The sequence below is a fragment of the Variovorax paradoxus genome, assembly GCF_009498455.1.
Classification (GTDB): Bacteria; Pseudomonadota; Gammaproteobacteria; order Burkholderiales; family Burkholderiaceae_C; genus Variovorax; species Variovorax paradoxus_H.
In genome coordinates, this window is sequence record NZ_CP045644.1 from 2,099,575 (window position 1) to 2,116,187 (window position 16,613).

Consider the following 16,613-nt stretch of genomic DNA (forward strand, 5'->3'; position numbering starts at 1 on the left):
AGCCAATGACTCGCTCTCTCAAAAAGGGTCCTTTCGTCGACCACCACCTGGTGGCCAAGGCCGACAAGGCCGTGACGAACAAGGACAAGAAGCCGATCAAGACCTGGTCGCGCCGCTCGATGGTTCTGCCCGAGTTCATCGGTCTGACCATCGCTGTGCACAACGGCAAGCAACACGTGCCCGTGTACATCACCGACCAGATGGTCGGCCACAAGCTCGGCGAATTTGCGCTCACGCGCACGTTCAAGGGGCACCCCGCGGACAAAAAAGTCCAGAAGAAGTAAGGAACGACCATGTCTGAAACACGTGCAGTCCTCCGCGGTGTCCGCCTGTCGGTCGACAAGGGCCGTCTGGTCGCGGACCTGATCCGCGGCAAGAAGGTCGATCAAGCGCTCAACGTTCTGCAATTCACGCAGAAGAAGGCCGCTGTGATCATCAAGAAGGTGCTCGAGTCGGCAATTGCCAACGCCGAGCACAACGACGGTGCCGACATCGACGAGCTGAAGGTCAAGACCATCTACGTCGAGCAAGGTGCAACGCTCAAGCGCTTCACGGCGCGCGCCAAGGGTCGCGGCAATCGCATCAGCAAGCCCACGTGCCATGTGTACGTGACGGTTGGCAACTAAGAAGGCCTGGAAGAAATATGGGACAGAAAATCCACCCAACCGGGTTCCGCCTTGCGGTTACCCGTAACTGGTCCAGCCGTTGGTACGCAAGCGACCGCGATTTCGCGGGCATGCTGGCCGAAGACATCAAGGTTCGCGAATACCTGAAGAAGAAGCTGAAGAACGCTTCGGTGTCGCGCGTCATGATCGAGCGTCCCGCCAAGAACGCACGCATCACGATCTACTCGGCTCGTCCGGGCGTCGTGATCGGCAAGAAGGGCGAAGACATCGAAAACCTCAAGCGCGAACTGGGCAAGCAGCTCGGCGTGCCGGTGGCAGTGAACATCGAAGAAGTGCGCAAGCCTGAAATCGATGCGCAGCTGATCGCCGACAGCATCACGCAGCAGCTCGAAAAGCGGATCATGTTCCGCCGTGCCATGAAGCGCGCCATGCAAAACGCCATGCGTCTGGGTGCCCTGGGCATCAAGATCATGTCGTCGGGCCGCCTCAACGGCATCGAAATCGCTCGTTGCGAGTGGTACCGCGAAGGTCGCGTGCCCCTCCACACGCTGCGCGCCGACATCGACTACGGCACCTCGGAAGCCAAGACCACGTACGGCGTCATTGGCGTCAAGGTCTGGGTCTACAAGGGCGACACGCTGGGTCGTAACGACCTGCCGGCCGTCGAAACGCCGCGTCCGGACGAAGAGCGCCGCCCGCGCGGTCCCCGCCGTGATGGTCGCCCTGGCGACCGTCCGGGTGGCGACCGTCGTGGTCCCGGCCCCCGTGCCGGTGCCCGTGGTCCGATCGGTGGTAACACCGCTCCGGCCGATGGCAGCGACAAGCCCGCAGAAGCAACCGGCGGTGCCGGTGCAGACTCGAAACCCGCCGTTAAGCGCGTCCGCAAAGCCGCGCCCGCTGCAGCAGCGGACGGTGCCAAGACCGAGTAATCGGTCGCTCCCGGGCACGCAAGTGCCTGGGGCCCTCACGGAGTAACAAAACATGCTGCAACCTGCACGAAGAAAGTTCCGCAAGGAACAAAAGGGCCGCAACACCGGCATCGCAACCACGGGTAACTCGGTTGCGTTCGGTGATTTCGGTCTCAAATGCACCGACCGCGGCCGCCTCACGGCGCGCCAGATCGAAGCCGCTCGTCGCGCGATTTCGCGTCACGTGAAGCGCGGTGGCCGTATCTGGATCCGCGTGTTCCCGGACAAGCCAATCTCTACCAAGCCCGCTGAAGTGCGGATGGGTAACGGTAAGGGCAACCCCGAGTACTACGTCGCTGAAATTCAGCCTGGCAAGATCGTGTTCGAGATCGTCGGCGTGCCCGAAGAACTCGCCCGCGAAGCGTTCCGCCTGGCCGCCGCCAAGCTTCCGCTGCGTACGACGTTCGTCGCTCGCCAGCTCGGCGCCTGAGAGGAGAACACCCATGGCAACCCGTAAGAAGAAAGAAACCGCGGCTTCGGCCAAGGTGACGAAGGCTGCAACCCTGCGCACGAAGGACGTCGCAGGCTTGACCGCTGAAATCAAAGATCTGCAGAAGGCCCACTTCGGCCTGCGCATGCAGAAAGCCACGCAACAGCTGTCGAACACCACGACGCTGCGCGTGACGCGTCGCGACATCGCTCGCGCCAAGACCATTCTTGCTCAGAAAGAGCAAGAGACCCAAGCCGCCAAGTAAGGAGTGAACATGACGGAAGCTAAAAAATCCCTCAAGCGCACCTTGATCGGCAAGGTGGTCAGCGACAAGCGTGCCAAGACCGTGACCGTGCTGGTCGAGCGCCGTGTGAAGCACGAGCTCTACGGCAAGATCGTGGCCAAGACGAGCAAGTACCACGCCCATGACGAAAAGGGCGAGTACAAGCTGGGCGACACCATCGAGATCACGGAAAGCCGTCCGATCTCGAAGACCAAGAACTGGGTTGTGACCCGTCTGGTCGAGAAGGCCGCCCTGGTCTGATCAAGCACCCGGTCGCCCTCGAGGCAACCCATCCGAAAACGGCCCACAATGTGGGCCGTTTTTCTTTTTCAGGAGCAAATTACATGATCAAAGTCGGCGACACCCTTCCTTCGGCCACCCTGCAGGAATATTCCGAAGTCGAGGGCGAAGGCTGCAGCATCGGCCCGAACGCGGTCGACGTGACCAAGGCCACGGCTGGCAAGACCATCGCGTTGTTCGCACTGCCGGGCGCCTTCACGCCCACCTGCTCGGCCAAGCACGTGCCGGGCTACGTGCAGCACTTCGACGACTTCAAGGCCGCCGGCGTGGACGAGATCTGGTGCGTGAGCGTGAACGACGCCTTCGTGATGGGCGCCTGGGCGCGCGACCAGAAGACCGGCGCCAAGGTGCGCATGCTGGCCGACGGCAGCGCCGACTTCGCGAAGGCCACCGGCCTCACGCTCGACCTGACCGGCCGCGGCATGGGCCTGCGCAGCAACCGCTACTCGATGCTCGTGAAGGACGGCAAGGTCGCGACGCTGAACGTCGAGGGCCCGGGCAAGTTCGAAGTGAGCGACGCCGACACGCTTCTCGCACAAGCCCGCGGCTAATAAATCCTGATCCTTCGCGGGGGCCGCCGCGCATGGCCGCCCGAAGCGGCCGGCCCGCCCCCGGTAGGGGGAAGGCGCGCGCGACACGAAGTGCGCGCAGCCAGGGGCGAGCCTAGAGGTCTACCTTGAGGTAATGGGCCCCGGCGACGGGGTTGTGATAGTAGGGCGGCACCTCTGCGAAACCCAGGTCTTCGTAAAGGGCGCGCGCCGACTCCATGTCGTCGAGGGTGTCGAGCAGCACGCAGGCATAGCCTGCGCCGCGCGCGGCATCGAGGATGGCTTCGGCCAGCTGCCGGCCGAGCCCGAGCCCCCGGAACCCGGGGCGCACATACAGCCGTTTCATTTCCGCCGCGTTCGCGTAGTCCGTGTTGTCGATCGGGCGCAGCGCGCAGCAGCCGGCCACGTGGGCGAGCGTGCCGTCGGTGCGTTTCAGTGTGGGCGCGGCGCGGCCGGCATCCTCGTTCACATGGGCAGGATCGACCAGCGCGAGCAGCAAGGTACCGCGCGGCTCGGCGTACTCGCCGGGCAGGCCGGCCAGTTCGCCGTCGAAATCCTGGAACGCGAGGTCGATGGCCAGCGAGCTCGCGTAGTCGCGGAAGATCGCGCGCACGGCGTCGAACTCATGCGGTTCGTCGGGCGTGAGAAGCACCACGGCCGGCAGGTCCGACAGCGGCAGGGGGCGGGAGACGGAAAAGCCGCTCATACGCGCAACGACGCCACCCAGAACGCCACGCCCGCGCACAGCGCGAACAGCAGCAGCGCCAGCGTGCGCGATGCCGCATCGTCGCGGCTCGGTGGTACGCCATTGCCATTGCCATTCCCGTCGGAGGCCGCACCTGCGATCACCAGCTTGTCGCCCGACAGCATCGGCCCGACCAGCCGGTGCCGCTTCACCAGCACATAGAACAGCACCGCCAGCACATGCAGGCTCACGAGGCCGATCACGATCCATTTGCCCTGCGCCTTGTGCCAGCCGGTCGCCAGGCTCACCATGGCGCCTGACACAAAGCGGGTCAGCGGCCCGGAGGCGGAAATCTCGTCGTCGGCCATCAGGCCGGTGGCGACCTGCAGGATCAGCAGCGCCAGCACCGCGAACACCGACAGCGCGCCCAGCGGCGTGTGGCCGATCAGGTGGTCGGGGTGCGATTTGCCGCGCAGGTAGGCGATGACCGAGCCCGGGGCGTAGATGAAGGCCGCGAACCGCGACCAGCGTCCGCCCACGAAGCCCCAGACCAGGCGGAACAGCAGCAGCGCCAGCACGGTGTAGCCGAGGCGGAAATGCCATTCCATGATGCCGTTCAGGCCGGTCACGATCAGGCCGATCACGGCGAAGGCGAGCGCCCAGTGAAAGAGGCGGGTCGGCAGGTCCCAGACGCGTGTGCGGGCCACCGAGAGGGTGTCGGTCATCGAAAAAGGCGCCGGGGCGCGAGGCTGCGGAAGGCGCAGGTTAGCAAAGTCCGGCCCGATCGTTCCACCGGGTTGTTGCTATGCGCCCGACACAGGCAGCCCCTACACTGCCCACAGCACTGCGTTCGACGGTGCCAAACCCCACACAAGGAAGGTCCCCCGATGATCCGTTTTGCTTCGTTCGCCCTTGCAGCCGCCTGCGCTGCCATGTCCCTGCCGGCGGCGGCACAGTTCGCCAAGCCCGAAGACGCCATCAAGTACCGCCAGAGCGCGCTGTTCGTGATGGGCCAGCACTTCGGCCGCCTGGGCGCCATGGCCAACGGCCGCGTGCCCTACGATGCAGCCGCCGCTGCCGCCAACGCCGAGGTCGTGGCCGACATGGCCAAGCTGCCCTGGGCCGCCTTCGGCGCCGGCACCGAGGGCGGCAAGGCCAAGCCCGAGGTCTGGAAGGAAGCCGCGAAGTTCAAGGAGCACCAGGACAAGGCGATCGCCGAGACCGGCAAGCTGGTGGTTGCCGCCAAGGCCGGCAACATCGACGCCCTCAAGGCCCAGTTCGGCGCGACCGGCGCGAGCTGCAAGGCCTGCCACGACAGCTTCCGCAACCAGTAAGCCGCAGGCTTTCGCAATGAAAAAGGCGCTCTGCAAGGAGCGCCTTTTTCATTCCAGGGACACCGCGGAACCGGCTTTGCCGGGCCGCCGGTATCGCCCCCGGCAGGGGTGGGCGAAGCGACACGAAGTGCGCGCAGCCTGGGGGCGAGTCAAGCTTCCGCCAGCAGCTTTTCGATCAGCTTGTGCAGCTCGGCAAAGTCGGGCTCGCCCACGTAGCGCTTCACGATCTCGCCTTTCTTGTTGACGATGAAGGTGGTGGGCGTGAGCTTCACGTCGCCCCAGGCCTGCGCCACGCTGCCGGTGTTGTCGATCGCCACCTTGAACGGCAGCTTGCGCGTTTCGGCAAAGTTGACGACATAGCTCGGCGGGTCGTAGCTCATGGCGATCGCCAGCGTGTCGTAGCCCTTGGCCTTGTACTTGTCGTAGGTCGAGATCACCTTGGGCATCTCGGCCACGCAGGTCACGCAGCTCGTGGCCCAGAAGTTGACCAGCGTGACCTTGCCCTTCAGGTCGGCCGTGCTCTTGGTGGTGCCGTCGAGCAGCACGAAGGTCGAGGCCGGGGCGGCCGTGCTGCCCGAACCGAGGTACACGCCCACGCCGGCGGCCAGGGCGATCACGACGGCGGCGGCAGCGAGGTATTTTTTCATGGGCACCTGAAGGAGAGAGGCGCGGCGATTTTAGTTCCGCGTGCCGGATCGCGTCGGCACACGGCCTTCATCCTCCCGAAGGCCGTCCGATAATCGTTCTCCGATGCCATCGCTTCCTTCCCCCTCCTGGCCTGTGCTCGCCCTGGCCGCCGCACTGGGCGCTTGCAGCCCCACCTTCAACTGGCGCGAGGTGCCGATCGCCGACGCCGGCCTGGTCGCGCTGCTGCCCTGCAAGGCCGACCGCGCCCAGCGCGCGCTGCCGCTCGGCGCCGAGTCGGTGCAGGTCGACATGACCGGCTGCGAAGCCGGCGGCGCGACCTTCGCCGTGGCCCATGCCGCCGCCGCCAGCCCGGCGCAGGCCGAGGCCTGGCTCACGGCCTGGCGCACGGCCACGCACGGCCAGCTGGGCGTGGCGCAGGTGATCCAGGGACCGGCCACCTTGCCGCGCGCCACGGCCGTTCCCGCACCGTGGCGGCTCGACGGGCAATCGGCGCAGCAGGGCGTGGCGCCGGTCGAGGTGCTCTGGTTCGCGCAGTCGCAGAAAGACGGCAGCGTGTCGCTCTACCAGGCCACCGTGCTGGGCCGTCCGTCCTCGCCCGAAGCGGCCAAGACCTTCTTCGAGGGCCTGCGCCTGCCCTGAGTTCGGGCCGCGAGGCGCAGCTATCGTTTTTGTAGCTGTTGCCGCGGCGCCAATGGCCGCCTTCCCCGCCTGGCGCGTTGTGTCCTCCATGTCTCTACTTCCTTTGGGCGCCCCCGCATAATCGACGCGTCGTCCTTTGAGCCGCATGAACAGCATCCTCATCATTGCCCACTCCCCGTTCGCACAGGCGCTGCGGCAGTGCGCGCTGCATGTGTTCCCCGACTGCGAACAGGCGGTCGTGGCGCTCGACGTGCTGCCCAACGTGTCCCCCGAAGAAACGCTGGCCGCCGCGCGCATCACGCTCGCGCAGCAATTGCATGCGCCGCGCTCGCAGGTGCTGGTGCTGGCCGACGTGTTCGGCGCCACGCCCTGCAACGTCGCGCAGAAGCTGGTGGACGGCGTGCGCTCGCGGCTCGTGGCCGGTGTCAACCTGCCGATGCTGCTGCGCGCCGTCACCTACCGCCACGAACCGCTCGACACGCTGGTGCAGCGCGCCCTCGCGGGCGGCACCGCCGGCGTCATGCAGGTGGCGGTGGCGGCTCCCCAGAACCAGGCGAAAAGAAAGCACAGTGATCAAGAAATCCGTGACCATCAGCAATAAGCTGGGCCTGCACGCACGCGCGTCGGCCAAGCTGACCAAGCTCGCGGGCAGCTACCCCTGCGAGGTGTGGCTGTCGCGCGGCGACCGCCGCATCAATGCCAAGAGCATCATGGGCGTCATGATGCTGGCCGCCGGCCTCGGCGTGACCGTCGAGCTCGAAACCAACGGCCCGCAGGAAGAAGAAGCCATGAACGCCATCGTCCACCTCATGGACGACAAGTTCGGCGAAGGCGAATGAATGTGGCCCCGACGCTCCGCACTGCGTGTCGTCGCTGCCCCCCGAGGGGGCTCGGCCGCCTTGGGGCGGCCCGGCGGCGGCCGATGACCTTCGGTCCACGCACATGACCTTCGCAGTCCACGGCCTCCCCGTCGCCCGTGGCATTGCCATCGGCCGCGCGGTGCTGGTGGTGTCCAGCCGCATCGACGTGGCGCACTACTTCATCAAGCCCGAAGAGATCGAAAGCGAGATCGACCGTGTGCGCACCGCGCGCAACGCGGTGGCCGACGAGCTCACCAAGCTGCAGGCCAGCGTGGCGCAGATGGGCCCGAACGACGCGCCGCACGAACTCGCGGCGTTGCTCGAGGTGCACCAGATGCTGCTGCAGGACGACGTGCTCAGCGGCGGCGTGAAGCACTGGATCAGCGAGCGGCTCTACAACGCCGAATGGGCGCTGACCACGCAGCTCGAGGTCATCGCGCGCCAGTTCGACGAAATGGAGGACCCGTACCTGCGCGAGCGCAAGGCCGACCTCGAACAGGTGGTCGAGCGCATGCTGCATCGCATGAAGGGCACGGCCGCCGTGCTCGCGCCGAGCCCGCCGCGGCGCAAGCGCGCTGCGGCCCATCACGACCACGACGACGAAGACGACGACCCCACCGCGGGCGACGGCTTCGACGTGCCGCTGGTGCTCATCGCGCACGACCTCTCGCCGGCCGACATGCTGCAGTTCAAGAAGAGCGTGTTCGCGGGCTTCGTGACCGACGTGGGCGGGCGCACCTCGCACACCGCCATCGTGGCGCGCAGCATGGACATTCCGGCCATCGTCGGTGCGCGCTCCGCGAGCCAGCTGGTGCGCCAGGACGACTGGGTGATCATCGACGGCGAAGCCGGCGTGATGATCGTCGACCCGTCGCCGATCATCCTGGCCGAGTACGGCTTCAAGCAGCGCCAGGGCGACCTCGAGCGCGGCCGGCTCGCGCGGCTGCGCCACAAGCCCGCCGTCACGCTCGACGGCCAGCGCGTCGACCTGCTCGCCAACATCGAGATGCCCGAAGACACGGCCGGCGCCGTCAAGGCCGGTGCCGTGGGCGTGGGCCTGTTCCGCTCCGAATTCCTCTTCATGGGCCGTGAGAACTCGGCGCGCCAGACGCGCCTGCCCGACGAAGAAGAGCAGTACCAGGCCTACAAGCGCGCGGTCGAGGGCATGCAGGGCATGCCCGTCACCATCCGCACCATCGACGTGGGCGCCGACAAGCCGCTCGACGGCAAGTCGGCCAGCAAGCAGGAGCACCTGAACCCCGCGCTTGGGCTGCGCGCCATCCGCTGGAGCCTGGCCGATCCGGCGATGTTCCTCACGCAGCTGCGCGCCATCCTGCGCGCGGCGGCGCACGGCGAGATCCACCTGCTCATTCCGATGCTCGCGCATGCCAGCGAGATCCGTCAGACGCTGTCGCTCATCGACTTCGCGCGGGCCGAACTCGACAACCGCGGCGTGGTGTACGGCCCGGTCAAGCTCGGCGCGATGATCGAGATCCCGGCCGCCGCGCTCACGCTCAAGACCTTCCTGAAGCACTTCGACTTCCTGTCGATCGGCACCAACGACCTGATCCAGTACACGCTGGCCATCGACCGCGCCGACGAGGCCGTCGCCCACCTCTACGACCCCGCGCACCCCGCGGTGCTCAAGCTCGTGGCAGACACCATCGCCGAGTGCCGCCGCCAGGGCAAGGGCGTGTCGGTGTGCGGCGAGATGGCGGGCGACGTCGCCTTCACGCGCCTGCTGCTGGGCCTGGGCCTGCGCAGCTTCTCGATGCACCCGTCGCGCATCCTCGCCGTGAAGCAGGAAGTGCTGCGTGCCGACACGGGCAAGCTCGAGCCCTGGGCGCGGGGCGTGCTCGACGCGGACGATCCTGCGGCTGCACTCGCGGGCTGAGTCCGCAACCCCGCCCTTCGCGGCGGGACGCAAGTACCAGGAACACCACGGAACCGGCTTTGCCGGGCCGTCGGTGTTGCCCCCGGTAGGGGGTTGGCGAAGCGACACGAAGTGCGCGCAGCCTGGGGGCGAGCCAGGTCTGGTGAAACAAACCGAAATACGGCGATACGGGCGTGAAAGGACTCCCCGCACCTTGACGCGCACCATCAGGTCTCCTCTTCCAACCCCCTGAAAGAAAGGCCTGCATCATGATCGTCAAGCCGTCTCTGCCCCTCGCCCAGCTCATCGCTGTCGGTTCCTTCGCCATGCTCGCCGCTGCCGGCGCCAAGGCCGAAACCTACCAAGGCGTCCACGCCCCCGTGTCGGCCATGAGCCGCGCCGACGTCGCCGCCGAAGCCGTGCGCACGGCCGCCGCCCCCGATCAGAACGTCGTGCGGGGTTCGCGCGGTCCCGAGACCATGGCCGTGTCGACCGACCGTGCCCGCGTCGTCGCCGAAGCCGTGCGCACCGCCGCGGCACCCGACCAGAACGTGACCTCCGGCTCGCGCGTGAACAGCAAGGTCATCTCGACGATGCAGAACCCCGTCGACGCGCGTGCCGCTGCCGCGCGCGACAGCGGCAACCGCCTCTGAGAAGGTGTGAACGAACCCGCCATGTCCGCTCATCCCGCCCAGACACGCCCCCTCTGCGTTGCAAATGCTCGCCATAGCCCGAGCTATGGCTGCGCTTTGCGCCTTGAGGGGCCGCGCCTGGGCGGGCTGCTCGGCCACGCCGGATTCATTCGCACCTTCTGAGCCACTGCGGCGCATGCGTCGCCGCCGTCGCCTCGTCCATCACTGAAGCCGCCCCGCGCAGGGGCGCATGAAGGAGCACCCTTATGAAGCACTGGATCAAACGAACCCTGTTCGGATTCGCGGGCCTGGCCGTCGTGGCCGGCAGCATCGCCGGCTGTGCCGGCCACCGCCACGGCTGGGGCGGCGACAGCGCCGAGTTCCGCGCCAAGATGGTCGAACGTGTCGGCAGCAAGCTCGAGCTCGACGCCGCACAGAAACAGAAGCTCACCGTGCTCGCCGAGAAGCTGCAGGCGCAGCGCCAGGCCATGCGCGGTGCGGGCGGCTCGGGCGATCCGCGCTCGCAGTTCAAGGCACTGTTCGCGGGCAACACGCTCGACCAGACAGGCGCCGCACGTCTCATCGAAGAGAAGACCGCCGTGGTGCGCACCGGCAGCCCCGAGGTCATCGCCGCCGCGGCTGATTTCTTCGATCACCTGAATCCCGCCCAGCAACAGAAGGTGCGCGACTTCATGGACCGCGGCGGCCGCCGTTGGGCTCGCCATGGCTGACGTGGGCTCGCCTCCCGGCTTCGCGCGCTTCGTGTCGCTGCGACGACCCGCTCTGCGGGAGCCGCAGCACCACGCTGCCGCGGTGGTGTCGCGCGAACCTGCAGCGCCGGCTGTGGACGGTGTGCGCACCGTGCTGCGCTTCGAAGGCGCGGTGGTGCTCGCGGTCGCATTGGTCGGCTATGCCCAGTTCGGCATGGGCTGGGGCGTGTTCGCGCTCTGGCTGCTCGCGCCCGACCTCTCGCTGCTCGGTTACCTCGCCGGCCCGCGCGTCGGCGCCGCGCTGTACAACGCGGCGCATGCGCTGATCGGGCCGGTGCTGCTGCTGGCCTTCGGCGTGTTCGCGGCGCAGCCGTGGGCAGTGGCCGGTGGCCTGATCTGGCTGGCCCGCGTCGGGCTCGACCATGCGCTGGGCTTCGGCCTCAAGTACGCGACCGGTTTTGCGTCCACCCACCTCGGCCGCATCGGCCGCGCCGATCCATGGTGATCGCGACCGTGTGGCTTTTTCAGACGGCGGGCACGCCCCGGGCGGTGCCATGCCGTCTGGACTGATTGCCAGCTTCGCCATCCGCGCTCTCTTTGCCAGGAGGCACAATCCCGCCATGCCGCGCATCCTGCTGATCGACGACGACGAACACCTCGCCGCGCCGCTGACCACCTACTTCGCACGCTTCGGCTGCACGCTCGACAGCGCCAAGCGACCGAGCGAAGGCATCGCCAAGCTGCGCGCCGGGCACTACGACGCGGCCATCCTCGACGTCATGCTGCCCGAGATGGACGGCTTCGAACTGTGCCGCGAGATCCGCAAGGAAAGCGACATCCCCATCGTGATGCTCACCGCGCGCGGCGAGGTGATGGACCGCGTGGTCGGCCTCGAACTCGGCGCCGACGACTACGTGCCCAAGCCCTTCGAGCCGCGCGAACTCGTGGCGCGCGTGCAGACCATCCTGCGCCGCCAGCGCAGCGCGCCGGCCGCCACCGCTTCCAGCGCACAGCTGCGCGTGTTCGACGGCCTCTCGATCGACCTCGACCGGCGCCAGGTCACGCGCCACGGCGAGCGCGTCGAGCTCACCGGCACCGAGTTCGACCTGCTCGCACTGCTGGCCGGCGAGCCCGGCAAGGTGTTCAGTCGCGACGACATCCTCAACCGCCTGCGCGGCCACGAGGCCGAGCTCTTCACGCGCGCGGTCGACATCGTGGTGAGCCGGCTGCGCAAGAAGCTCGAGCCGCTCGATTGCATCAAGACGCTGCGCAACGCCGGCTATGCGCTGGCCGTGGCACCGGGCGAGCCCGCTTCATGAGATTTTCCCGAGGGCGCGAAGGCGCCGCGCCCGCCGACGGCGAGGGCCGTTGTCCCGGCGCGGAACGGCGCCGGCACTGGCACGCGCGCATGCATGCACAGATGCAGCAGCGCTGGCGCAGCTCGGTGCGCGTGCGGATCGTGATGATGTTCGTCGTGCTCGCGCTCGTGATGGCCGCGGTGTTCGTGGGCGGCATGAAGCGCTCGTTCTCCAGCACCTGGGCCGAGGCCGCGCAGCCGATGCTCATGGACTACGCCGACCGCCTCGTCGCCGAACTCGGCACGCCGCCCGACACGGCGCGCGCGCAGGCGCTGGTCGACCGGCTGCCGATCACCATCCGCATCACCGGCCCGGCCGTGAACTGGGCGTCGAACCCCGGCGACGACATGCACGCGCGCGGCGGCTGGTTCCACGACCGCGACCGCGAGGAGTCGATGTTCTCCACCGAGCGCTGGTTCGTGCGCCCCACTGCCGACGGGCACAAAGTGATCTTCGGCTGGGCGCCCCGGCTGTGGCAGTTCGCGCCGCGCGCGGCCGGCTGGACCACCCTCGGCGTGCTGCTGCTGCTCGTGGTGGTGGCCTACGGGCTCGTGAGCCGGCTGCTGCGCCCGCTGATCGACATCCGCGAGGGCGCACAGCGCTTCGGCCGCGGCGAGTTCACGCAGCCCATCCCGATCCGCCGCAACGACGACCTGGGCGACCTCGCGAAGCGCGTCAACACCATGGCCAGCGACATCCAGGCCATGCTCGACGCCAAGCGCGGGCTGCTGCTGGCGCTGAGCCACGAGCTGCGCTCGCCGCTCACGCGCGCCCGCCTCAACGCCGAGCTGCTGCCCGCCACGCCCGAAGGCGAGGCAGAGCGCGAGGCGCTGCTGCGCGACCTCAACGAGATGCGCGACCTGATCAGCGACCTGCTCGAAAGCGAACGCCTGGCGAGCCCGCATGCCGCGTTGCAGCGCGAGCCCGTCGACCTCGCGGCGCTGGTGCGCGAGATCGTCGCCGAGATGCCCGGCGCGCAGGCCGTGCAACTCGACCTCGCGGCCGGCCTGACGCCCCAGGCCATCGACCGCATGCGCGTGCGCCTGATGGTGCGCAACCTGCTGGACAACGCGCTGCGCTACAGCGCCGGCGCACCGCAGCCGCCGACCGTGACCTTGCGTGCGTCCGCAGACGGCGGCGCCGAGCTGGAGGTGCGCGACTTCGGTCCCGGTGTGGACGAGGCGCAGCTCGAACGCCTGACCGAGCCCTTCTATCGCACCGACGGCGCGCGGGCGCGCGCCACGGGCGGTGTCGGCCTCGGCATGTACCTGTGCCGGCTCATCGCCGAAGCCCACGGCGGCCGGCTCACGGTGCGCAACGCGCACCCCGGACTGCAGATCAGCGTGCGCTTCGGCTGAGGCGCGTGGCCGTCGAAGGGCAGGGCGGGCTGTCGCCTGCGCTACGCGCGGGGCCTTGACCCGCGACTACGATGCGCCTGCATCGCCGACGCCCGGCACATCCACGTCAAGGAGACAGACACCATGAGCAGCCCCCTCACCAACCACCAGGTCCGTCTTGCCAAGCGCCCCGAGGGAACCGCCACGCGCGAGCACTGGCGCTTCAGCACCGAGCCCGTGGCCCAGCCCGACGAAGGCGGCGTGCTGGTCAAGACGCTGTCGCTGTCGCTCGACCCCGCCATGCGCGGCTGGCTCAACGACGCCAAGAGCTACATCCCGCCCGTGGCCATCGACGAGGTGATGCGCGCCGGCGGCATCGGCCGCGTGATCGCGTCGAAGAACCCGCAGTTCGCTGTCGGCGACACCGTGTACGGCACGCTCGGCGTGCAGGAATACATGCTCGTGCCGCAAGACCAGGTCAAGCGCAACGGCCTCGTGAAGATCGACCTGCGCGTGGGCACCATCACCCAGTGGCTCAACGTGCTGGGCATGCCCGGCATGACCGGCTACTTCGGCCTGATGGACGTGGGCATGCCCCAGGCAGGCGAAACCGTCGTCGTCTCGGGCGCGGCCGGTGCCGTGGGCCAGACCGTGGGCCAGCTGGCCAAGATCAAGGGCTGCCGCGTGGTCGGCATTGCCGGCGGCGCCGCCAAGTGCGACTGGGTGGTGAAGGAGCTGGGCTTCGATGCCTGCATCGACTACAAGGCCGGCGCGGGCGCCGTGCGCGAAGGCCTCAAGGCCCACTGCCCGAAGGGCGTGGACATCTACTTCGACAACGTCGGCGGCGACATCCTGGACGCGGTGCTGGCGCGTCTGGCACGCAAGGCCCGCGTGATCATCTGCGGCGCCATCAGCCAGTACAACAACGCCAACAGCATGCCGGCCGCCGGCCCGAAGAACTACCTGAGCCTGCTCGTGAACCGCGCGCGCATGGAAGGCATCGTGGTGTTCGACTACGCCGACCGTTACCCGATTGCCATCGCCGAGATGGCTGGCTACCTGAAGGACGGGCGCATGAAGAGCAAGGAAGACATCGTGAAGGGGCTCGACACCTTCCCCGAGTCGCTGAACAAGCTGTTCGCGGGCGAGAACTTCGGCAAGCTCGTACTTCAGGTCGCCGAAGACTGACGCAGGGGGTGCTGAAGCGCCCCGAATCTCAATCGTCGATGGGCCGCATCGGAATGTCGCCCATCGCATCGTCCTCGCGCAGGCCGCGCGCGGCCTTCAGCAGTTCGATCGAGAGGCCGTCGCCGCGGCCGGCGAAGCCCTTGGCGATGCCTTCGAGCACCGTCGACAGGCTGGCTTCGCCGTCGGCGCGGGCGTCCATGCTGATGTTCAGGACGCGCGCCGCCATCTGCCGGTAGGTGACGGCGCCGGCGCCCTCCAGCGCGGCCACCAGGTCGAGGTACAGCGCCAGGTTCATGTCGAACACCAGCTTGGGCGTGATCTCGAAATCCTCGGTCTTGTTGTTCTTCTGATCCATGGGGGTGACTCCTTTTTCCTGAGCCTCCACTCTAGCCACAAAAAACGACAAGCTCTGTCGGGCATCGCCCTGATTTGTCTCATTTCGCACGCGTGCCCATCACCGCGGCCGAGATGATGAGCGCCGCCGCCAGCGCGATGCTGGCCGTGAGCGCGCGGCCGGTCACGGCCAGCAGCAGCGCGGTGGAGGCCAGCGGCGTGAGGTAGCTGAGGATGCCGATCTGCCGCGCGTCGCCGCGCTTGAGCGCCATGTCCCACACGAAGAACGCCGCGCCCAAGGGGCCCAGGCCACACAGCGCGACGAGCACCCCGTCTTTCGCCGACAGCGCGACGGCGGGCTCCAGCAGCGCATGGCAGGCCAGCGAGAGCGCGCCCGACACCAGCCCGAACAGGCCGATGGCCGAGGTGGGGAAGGGCGTGACGCGCTTCGTCCACAGCGAGTAGCTGGCCCAGATGAAGGCCGAGCCGGCCGCGGGCAGGAAGCCCCAGTAGGTGGCGGGTGCGCCGGGCAGTGCGGCACCGCCGCTGCGCGCACCGAGGATCGCGATGGCCGCGCCCGCGAAGCCCAGCAGCGCCGCCACCACGTGCAGCGGGCGCAGCGACACGCCCGGCAGCAGCACGGGCGCGAGCACCACCATGAGCAGCGGCCAGAGGTAGTTGACGAGGTTGGCCTCGACCGGCGGCGCGTGCCGCAGCGCGATGAACAGCAGGAAGTGAAAACCGAAGAGCCCGTACACCCCGAGCGCCAGCGTGCGCGGCGGCACGCGCCAGGCGCGGCGGTCGCGCAGCACCAGCGGCCAGCTCGGCACGCTGCCGATGATCAGCGCCAGCCCGGTCAGCAAGAACGGCGGCAGGTGCGACAGCGAGGTACCGAAGGCGGCGAGCGTGGCCCACAGCGCGATGGCGAGCAGGGCGTAGAAGGTGGCGGACATGGAGGTCGAGGCTACGCGAGGCAGTCGTCGCGCGATGGCGGTGCATCGTCGCGCAACGACGGTCTTGCTCCTTCCCCCGCTGGGGAAGGTGGGGATGGGGGCAGGCCTTCGATGAGGCGCCGCGCTTTTGGGAGGCCGTCGTGCCCCACCCCGGCCCTCCCCAGCGGGGAGGGAGACATACAAATACAAAGTCAGCGCCGCAGTGCGGCCGTGAGCGCCGACGGCGACCGGTAGCCTGTGCGGCGCGCTGTCTCGGCCACGCTCAGGCCTTCGAGCCGCAATTCGCGCGCATGGGCCAGCCGCAGCGTGCGCAGCCAGAGCATCACGCTCTGACCCTGCTCCGCGCGGCAGCGCTGCGCGAACTGGCTGGGGCTCAGGCAGGCGACCTCGGCCAGGTCGGCGACGCCCAGCGGGCGGTGCCAGTTCGCCTGCGCCCAGGCCGCGAGGGCCGGCCAGTCGATGCGTCTGCGGCGCGTGTCCGCCGCGGCCGGCGAAACGCCCCAGGCTTCGAGCAGCAGGGCCGGGCCGTGGTGCAGGGCGAGGGCCGCGTGCTGCGGCTGCTGCAGGCAGTGCGCGAGGTAGCGGGCCAGCGCATGCAGCCGGGGCGCATCGGCCGGCGGCTGTTCGACGCAGCGCGCCCACGGCGCGTGCGGGGTGTCGAGCACCAGGCAGACGCTGCCGCCGCGCCGGGCCTCGAAGTCGTGGCGGTCGCCGGGCGCGACCACGTGGGCCTGGCCCGTGCCGATGCCCGATCCGCGGCCTTCGACTTCGATCTCGAGCACGCCATCGAGCCCGAGCAGCACCTGGAAGTGGTCGTGCGCGTGGCTGCCGCGAGACTGGGTGTAGTCGCGCAGCGAGAGGACGGGGGCGGAGGTGTTCATGACGCGGAACCGATTGTCCGCGCCGCC

The 16,613-nt window shown here is 68.4% G+C and carries 24 protein-coding genes; 18 read left to right on the forward strand and 6 right to left on the reverse strand.

Annotated elements, in window-relative coordinates:
* Positions 1–5 precede the first annotated feature (5 nt).
* The 7 genes from rpsS (at position 6) to GFK26_RS09620 (ending at position 3,158) form a co-directional block, all read left to right on the forward strand.
* Positions 6–284 (forward strand): 30S ribosomal protein S19, encoded by a 279-nt coding sequence (gene rpsS, locus GFK26_RS09590; RefSeq protein WP_062478874.1) that lies wholly within the window; start codon positions 6–8, stop codon positions 282–284.
* Between the two features lie 9 nt (positions 285–293).
* Positions 294–626: a 50S ribosomal protein L22 gene (rplV, locus tag GFK26_RS09595; protein WP_007838134.1), complete on the forward strand. Its 333-nt coding sequence runs from the start codon at positions 294–296 to the stop codon at positions 624–626.
* A 17-nt stretch (positions 627–643) separates the two neighbouring features.
* Positions 644–1,555 carry a 30S ribosomal protein S3 gene (gene rpsC / locus GFK26_RS09600; RefSeq protein WP_056576551.1) on the forward strand — a complete coding sequence of 304 codons (912 nt, stop codon included), beginning with the start codon at positions 644–646 and terminating at the stop codon, positions 1,553–1,555.
* A 52-nt stretch (positions 1,556–1,607) separates the two neighbouring features.
* Positions 1,608–2,024 (forward strand): 50S ribosomal protein L16, encoded by a 417-nt coding sequence (gene rplP, locus GFK26_RS09605; RefSeq protein WP_007838137.1) that lies wholly within the window; start codon positions 1,608–1,610, stop codon positions 2,022–2,024.
* 55 nt (positions 2,025–2,079) lie between these two features.
* Entirely contained in the window at positions 2,080–2,289 is a 210-nt protein-coding gene (gene rpmC, locus GFK26_RS09610; protein WP_099797259.1) for a 50S ribosomal protein L29, read from the forward strand.
* Positions 2,290–2,298: 9 nt separating this feature from the next.
* Positions 2,299–2,568, forward strand: a complete 270-nt coding sequence (gene rpsQ, locus GFK26_RS09615; RefSeq protein WP_056576548.1) for a 30S ribosomal protein S17 — start codon at positions 2,299–2,301, stop codon at positions 2,566–2,568.
* A gap of 83 nt (positions 2,569–2,651) precedes the next feature.
* The gene (locus GFK26_RS09620; RefSeq protein ID WP_153281777.1) at positions 2,652–3,158 is read left to right on the forward strand and encodes a peroxiredoxin; all 507 of its coding nucleotides are present in this window, start codon (positions 2,652–2,654) and stop codon (positions 3,156–3,158) included.
* A 112-nt stretch (positions 3,159–3,270) separates the two neighbouring features.
* Here GFK26_RS09620 and GFK26_RS09625 read toward each other — a convergent pair whose 3' ends face one another.
* Positions 3,271–3,861, reverse strand: coding sequence for a GNAT family N-acetyltransferase (locus GFK26_RS09625; RefSeq protein WP_153281778.1), 591 nt, complete (start codon positions 3,859–3,861; stop codon positions 3,271–3,273).
* A complete protein-coding gene (locus GFK26_RS09630) occupies positions 3,858–4,565 on the reverse strand; it encodes a cytochrome b/b6 domain-containing protein (protein WP_153281779.1) in 708 nt (235 codons plus the stop codon). Before GFK26_RS09630 ends, GFK26_RS09625 begins: the two co-directional genes overlap by 4 nt.
* Positions 4,566–4,727: 162 nt before the next feature.
* On the opposite strand from GFK26_RS09630, the gene GFK26_RS09635 reads away from it, so the two are divergent.
* Positions 4,728–5,174 (forward strand): c-type cytochrome, encoded by a 447-nt coding sequence (locus GFK26_RS09635; protein ID WP_153281780.1) that lies wholly within the window; start codon positions 4,728–4,730, stop codon positions 5,172–5,174.
* Between the two features lie 149 nt (positions 5,175–5,323).
* On the opposite strand, the gene GFK26_RS09640 is transcribed toward GFK26_RS09635, so the two are convergent.
* A complete protein-coding gene (locus tag GFK26_RS09640; protein WP_153281781.1) occupies positions 5,324–5,821 on the reverse strand; it encodes a TlpA disulfide reductase family protein in 498 nt (165 codons plus the stop codon).
* Positions 5,822–5,924: 103 nt separating this feature from the next.
* Here GFK26_RS09640 and GFK26_RS09645 point away from each other — a divergent pair, with 103 nt between their 5' ends.
* The 10 genes from GFK26_RS09645 (at position 5,925) to GFK26_RS09690 (ending at position 14,419) form a co-directional block, all read left to right on the forward strand.
* Positions 5,925–6,461 (forward strand): hypothetical protein, encoded by a 537-nt coding sequence (locus tag GFK26_RS09645; protein ID WP_153281782.1) that lies wholly within the window; start codon positions 5,925–5,927, stop codon positions 6,459–6,461.
* A gap of 145 nt (positions 6,462–6,606) precedes the next feature.
* A complete protein-coding gene (locus GFK26_RS09650) occupies positions 6,607–7,062 on the forward strand; it encodes a PTS sugar transporter subunit IIA (RefSeq protein ID WP_062478898.1) in 456 nt (151 codons plus the stop codon).
* On the forward strand, positions 7,031–7,300 hold the full coding sequence (locus GFK26_RS09655) for an HPr family phosphocarrier protein (RefSeq protein WP_153281783.1): 270 nt from the start codon (positions 7,031–7,033) through the stop codon (positions 7,298–7,300). The genes GFK26_RS09650 and GFK26_RS09655 overlap by 32 nt, the downstream gene beginning before the upstream one ends.
* Before the next feature lie 103 nt (positions 7,301–7,403).
* Positions 7,404–9,215 carry a phosphoenolpyruvate--protein phosphotransferase gene (gene ptsP, locus GFK26_RS09660; protein WP_153281784.1) on the forward strand — a complete coding sequence of 604 codons (1,812 nt, stop codon included), beginning with the start codon at positions 7,404–7,406 and terminating at the stop codon, positions 9,213–9,215.
* Between the two features lie 248 nt (positions 9,216–9,463).
* Entirely contained in the window at positions 9,464–9,847 is a 384-nt protein-coding gene (locus GFK26_RS09665) for a DUF4148 domain-containing protein (RefSeq protein WP_194274059.1), read from the forward strand.
* A 245-nt stretch (positions 9,848–10,092) separates the two neighbouring features.
* Positions 10,093–10,557 carry a Spy/CpxP family protein refolding chaperone gene (locus GFK26_RS09670; protein ID WP_153281785.1) on the forward strand — a complete coding sequence of 155 codons (465 nt, stop codon included), beginning with the start codon at positions 10,093–10,095 and terminating at the stop codon, positions 10,555–10,557.
* Positions 10,550–11,041 carry a DUF4260 domain-containing protein gene (locus GFK26_RS09675; protein ID WP_153281786.1) on the forward strand — a complete coding sequence of 164 codons (492 nt, stop codon included), beginning with the start codon at positions 10,550–10,552 and terminating at the stop codon, positions 11,039–11,041. The genes GFK26_RS09670 and GFK26_RS09675 overlap by 8 nt, the downstream gene beginning before the upstream one ends.
* Before the next feature lie 115 nt (positions 11,042–11,156).
* Positions 11,157–11,855: a response regulator transcription factor gene (locus GFK26_RS09680; protein ID WP_153281787.1), complete on the forward strand. Its 699-nt coding sequence runs from the start codon at positions 11,157–11,159 to the stop codon at positions 11,853–11,855.
* A complete protein-coding gene (locus GFK26_RS09685; RefSeq protein ID WP_153281788.1) occupies positions 11,852–13,252 on the forward strand; it encodes a sensor histidine kinase in 1,401 nt (466 codons plus the stop codon). The genes GFK26_RS09680 and GFK26_RS09685 overlap by 4 nt, the downstream gene beginning before the upstream one ends.
* 123 nt (positions 13,253–13,375) lie before the next feature.
* The gene (locus GFK26_RS09690; protein ID WP_153281789.1) at positions 13,376–14,419 is read left to right on the forward strand and encodes an NADP-dependent oxidoreductase; all 1,044 of its coding nucleotides are present in this window, start codon (positions 13,376–13,378) and stop codon (positions 14,417–14,419) included.
* A gap of 28 nt (positions 14,420–14,447) precedes the next feature.
* On the opposite strand, the gene GFK26_RS09695 is transcribed toward GFK26_RS09690, so the two are convergent.
* The 3 genes from GFK26_RS09695 to GFK26_RS09705 all read right to left on the reverse strand — a co-directional run bounded on the left by GFK26_RS09695 (position 14,448) and on the right by GFK26_RS09705 (position 16,586).
* Positions 14,448–14,774, reverse strand: coding sequence for a hypothetical protein (locus GFK26_RS09695; protein ID WP_153281790.1), 327 nt, complete (start codon positions 14,772–14,774; stop codon positions 14,448–14,450).
* A gap of 79 nt (positions 14,775–14,853) precedes the next feature.
* Positions 14,854–15,705: a DMT family transporter gene (locus tag GFK26_RS09700; RefSeq protein WP_153281791.1), complete on the reverse strand. Its 852-nt coding sequence runs from the start codon at positions 15,703–15,705 to the stop codon at positions 14,854–14,856.
* A gap of 191 nt (positions 15,706–15,896) precedes the next feature.
* Complete coding sequence (locus GFK26_RS09705; RefSeq protein WP_153281792.1) at positions 15,897–16,586, reverse strand: helix-turn-helix domain-containing protein; 690 nt, start codon at positions 16,584–16,586, stop codon at positions 15,897–15,899.
* Positions 16,587–16,613 lie beyond the last annotated feature (27 nt).

What these genes read in the sequence shown, in the direction of transcription:
- GFK26_RS09670 (WP_153281785.1), top strand. Translation starts at nt 10,093, where the DNA reads ATGAAGCACTGGATCAAACGAACCCTGTTCGGATTCGCGGGCCTGGCC.
- GFK26_RS09630 (WP_153281779.1), bottom strand. Translation starts at nt 4,565, where the DNA reads ATGACCGACACCCTCTCGGTGGCCCGCACACGCGTCTGGGACCTGCCG.
- ptsP (WP_153281784.1), top strand. Translation starts at nt 7,404, where the DNA reads ATGACCTTCGCAGTCCACGGCCTCCCCGTCGCCCGTGGCATTGCCATC.
- GFK26_RS09635 (WP_153281780.1), top strand. Translation starts at nt 4,728, where the DNA reads ATGATCCGTTTTGCTTCGTTCGCCCTTGCAGCCGCCTGCGCTGCCATG.
- GFK26_RS09650 (WP_062478898.1), top strand. Translation starts at nt 6,607, where the DNA reads ATGAACAGCATCCTCATCATTGCCCACTCCCCGTTCGCACAGGCGCTG.
- rplP (WP_007838137.1), top strand. Translation starts at nt 1,608, where the DNA reads ATGCTGCAACCTGCACGAAGAAAGTTCCGCAAGGAACAAAAGGGCCGC.
- GFK26_RS09705 (WP_153281792.1), bottom strand. Translation starts at nt 16,586, where the DNA reads ATGAACACCTCCGCCCCCGTCCTCTCGCTGCGCGACTACACCCAGTCT.
- GFK26_RS09640 (WP_153281781.1), bottom strand. Translation starts at nt 5,821, where the DNA reads ATGAAAAAATACCTCGCTGCCGCCGCCGTCGTGATCGCCCTGGCCGCC.
- GFK26_RS09645 (WP_153281782.1), top strand. Translation starts at nt 5,925, where the DNA reads ATGCCATCGCTTCCTTCCCCCTCCTGGCCTGTGCTCGCCCTGGCCGCC.
- GFK26_RS09625 (WP_153281778.1), bottom strand. Translation starts at nt 3,861, where the DNA reads ATGAGCGGCTTTTCCGTCTCCCGCCCCCTGCCGCTGTCGGACCTGCCG.
- rplV (WP_007838134.1), top strand. Translation starts at nt 294, where the DNA reads ATGTCTGAAACACGTGCAGTCCTCCGCGGTGTCCGCCTGTCGGTCGAC.
- rpsS (WP_062478874.1), top strand. Translation starts at nt 6, where the DNA reads ATGACTCGCTCTCTCAAAAAGGGTCCTTTCGTCGACCACCACCTGGTG.
- rpsC (WP_056576551.1), top strand. Translation starts at nt 644, where the DNA reads ATGGGACAGAAAATCCACCCAACCGGGTTCCGCCTTGCGGTTACCCGT.
- GFK26_RS09680 (WP_153281787.1), top strand. Translation starts at nt 11,157, where the DNA reads ATGCCGCGCATCCTGCTGATCGACGACGACGAACACCTCGCCGCGCCG.
- GFK26_RS09690 (WP_153281789.1), top strand. Translation starts at nt 13,376, where the DNA reads ATGAGCAGCCCCCTCACCAACCACCAGGTCCGTCTTGCCAAGCGCCCC.
- GFK26_RS09700 (WP_153281791.1), bottom strand. Translation starts at nt 15,705, where the DNA reads ATGTCCGCCACCTTCTACGCCCTGCTCGCCATCGCGCTGTGGGCCACG.
- GFK26_RS09675 (WP_153281786.1), top strand. Translation starts at nt 10,550, where the DNA reads ATGGCTGACGTGGGCTCGCCTCCCGGCTTCGCGCGCTTCGTGTCGCTG.
- GFK26_RS09695 (WP_153281790.1), bottom strand. Translation starts at nt 14,774, where the DNA reads ATGGATCAGAAGAACAACAAGACCGAGGATTTCGAGATCACGCCCAAG.
- GFK26_RS09665 (WP_194274059.1), top strand. Translation starts at nt 9,464, where the DNA reads ATGATCGTCAAGCCGTCTCTGCCCCTCGCCCAGCTCATCGCTGTCGGT.
- rpsQ (WP_056576548.1), top strand. Translation starts at nt 2,299, where the DNA reads ATGACGGAAGCTAAAAAATCCCTCAAGCGCACCTTGATCGGCAAGGTG.
- GFK26_RS09620 (WP_153281777.1), top strand. Translation starts at nt 2,652, where the DNA reads ATGATCAAAGTCGGCGACACCCTTCCTTCGGCCACCCTGCAGGAATAT.
- GFK26_RS09685 (WP_153281788.1), top strand. Translation starts at nt 11,852, where the DNA reads ATGAGATTTTCCCGAGGGCGCGAAGGCGCCGCGCCCGCCGACGGCGAG.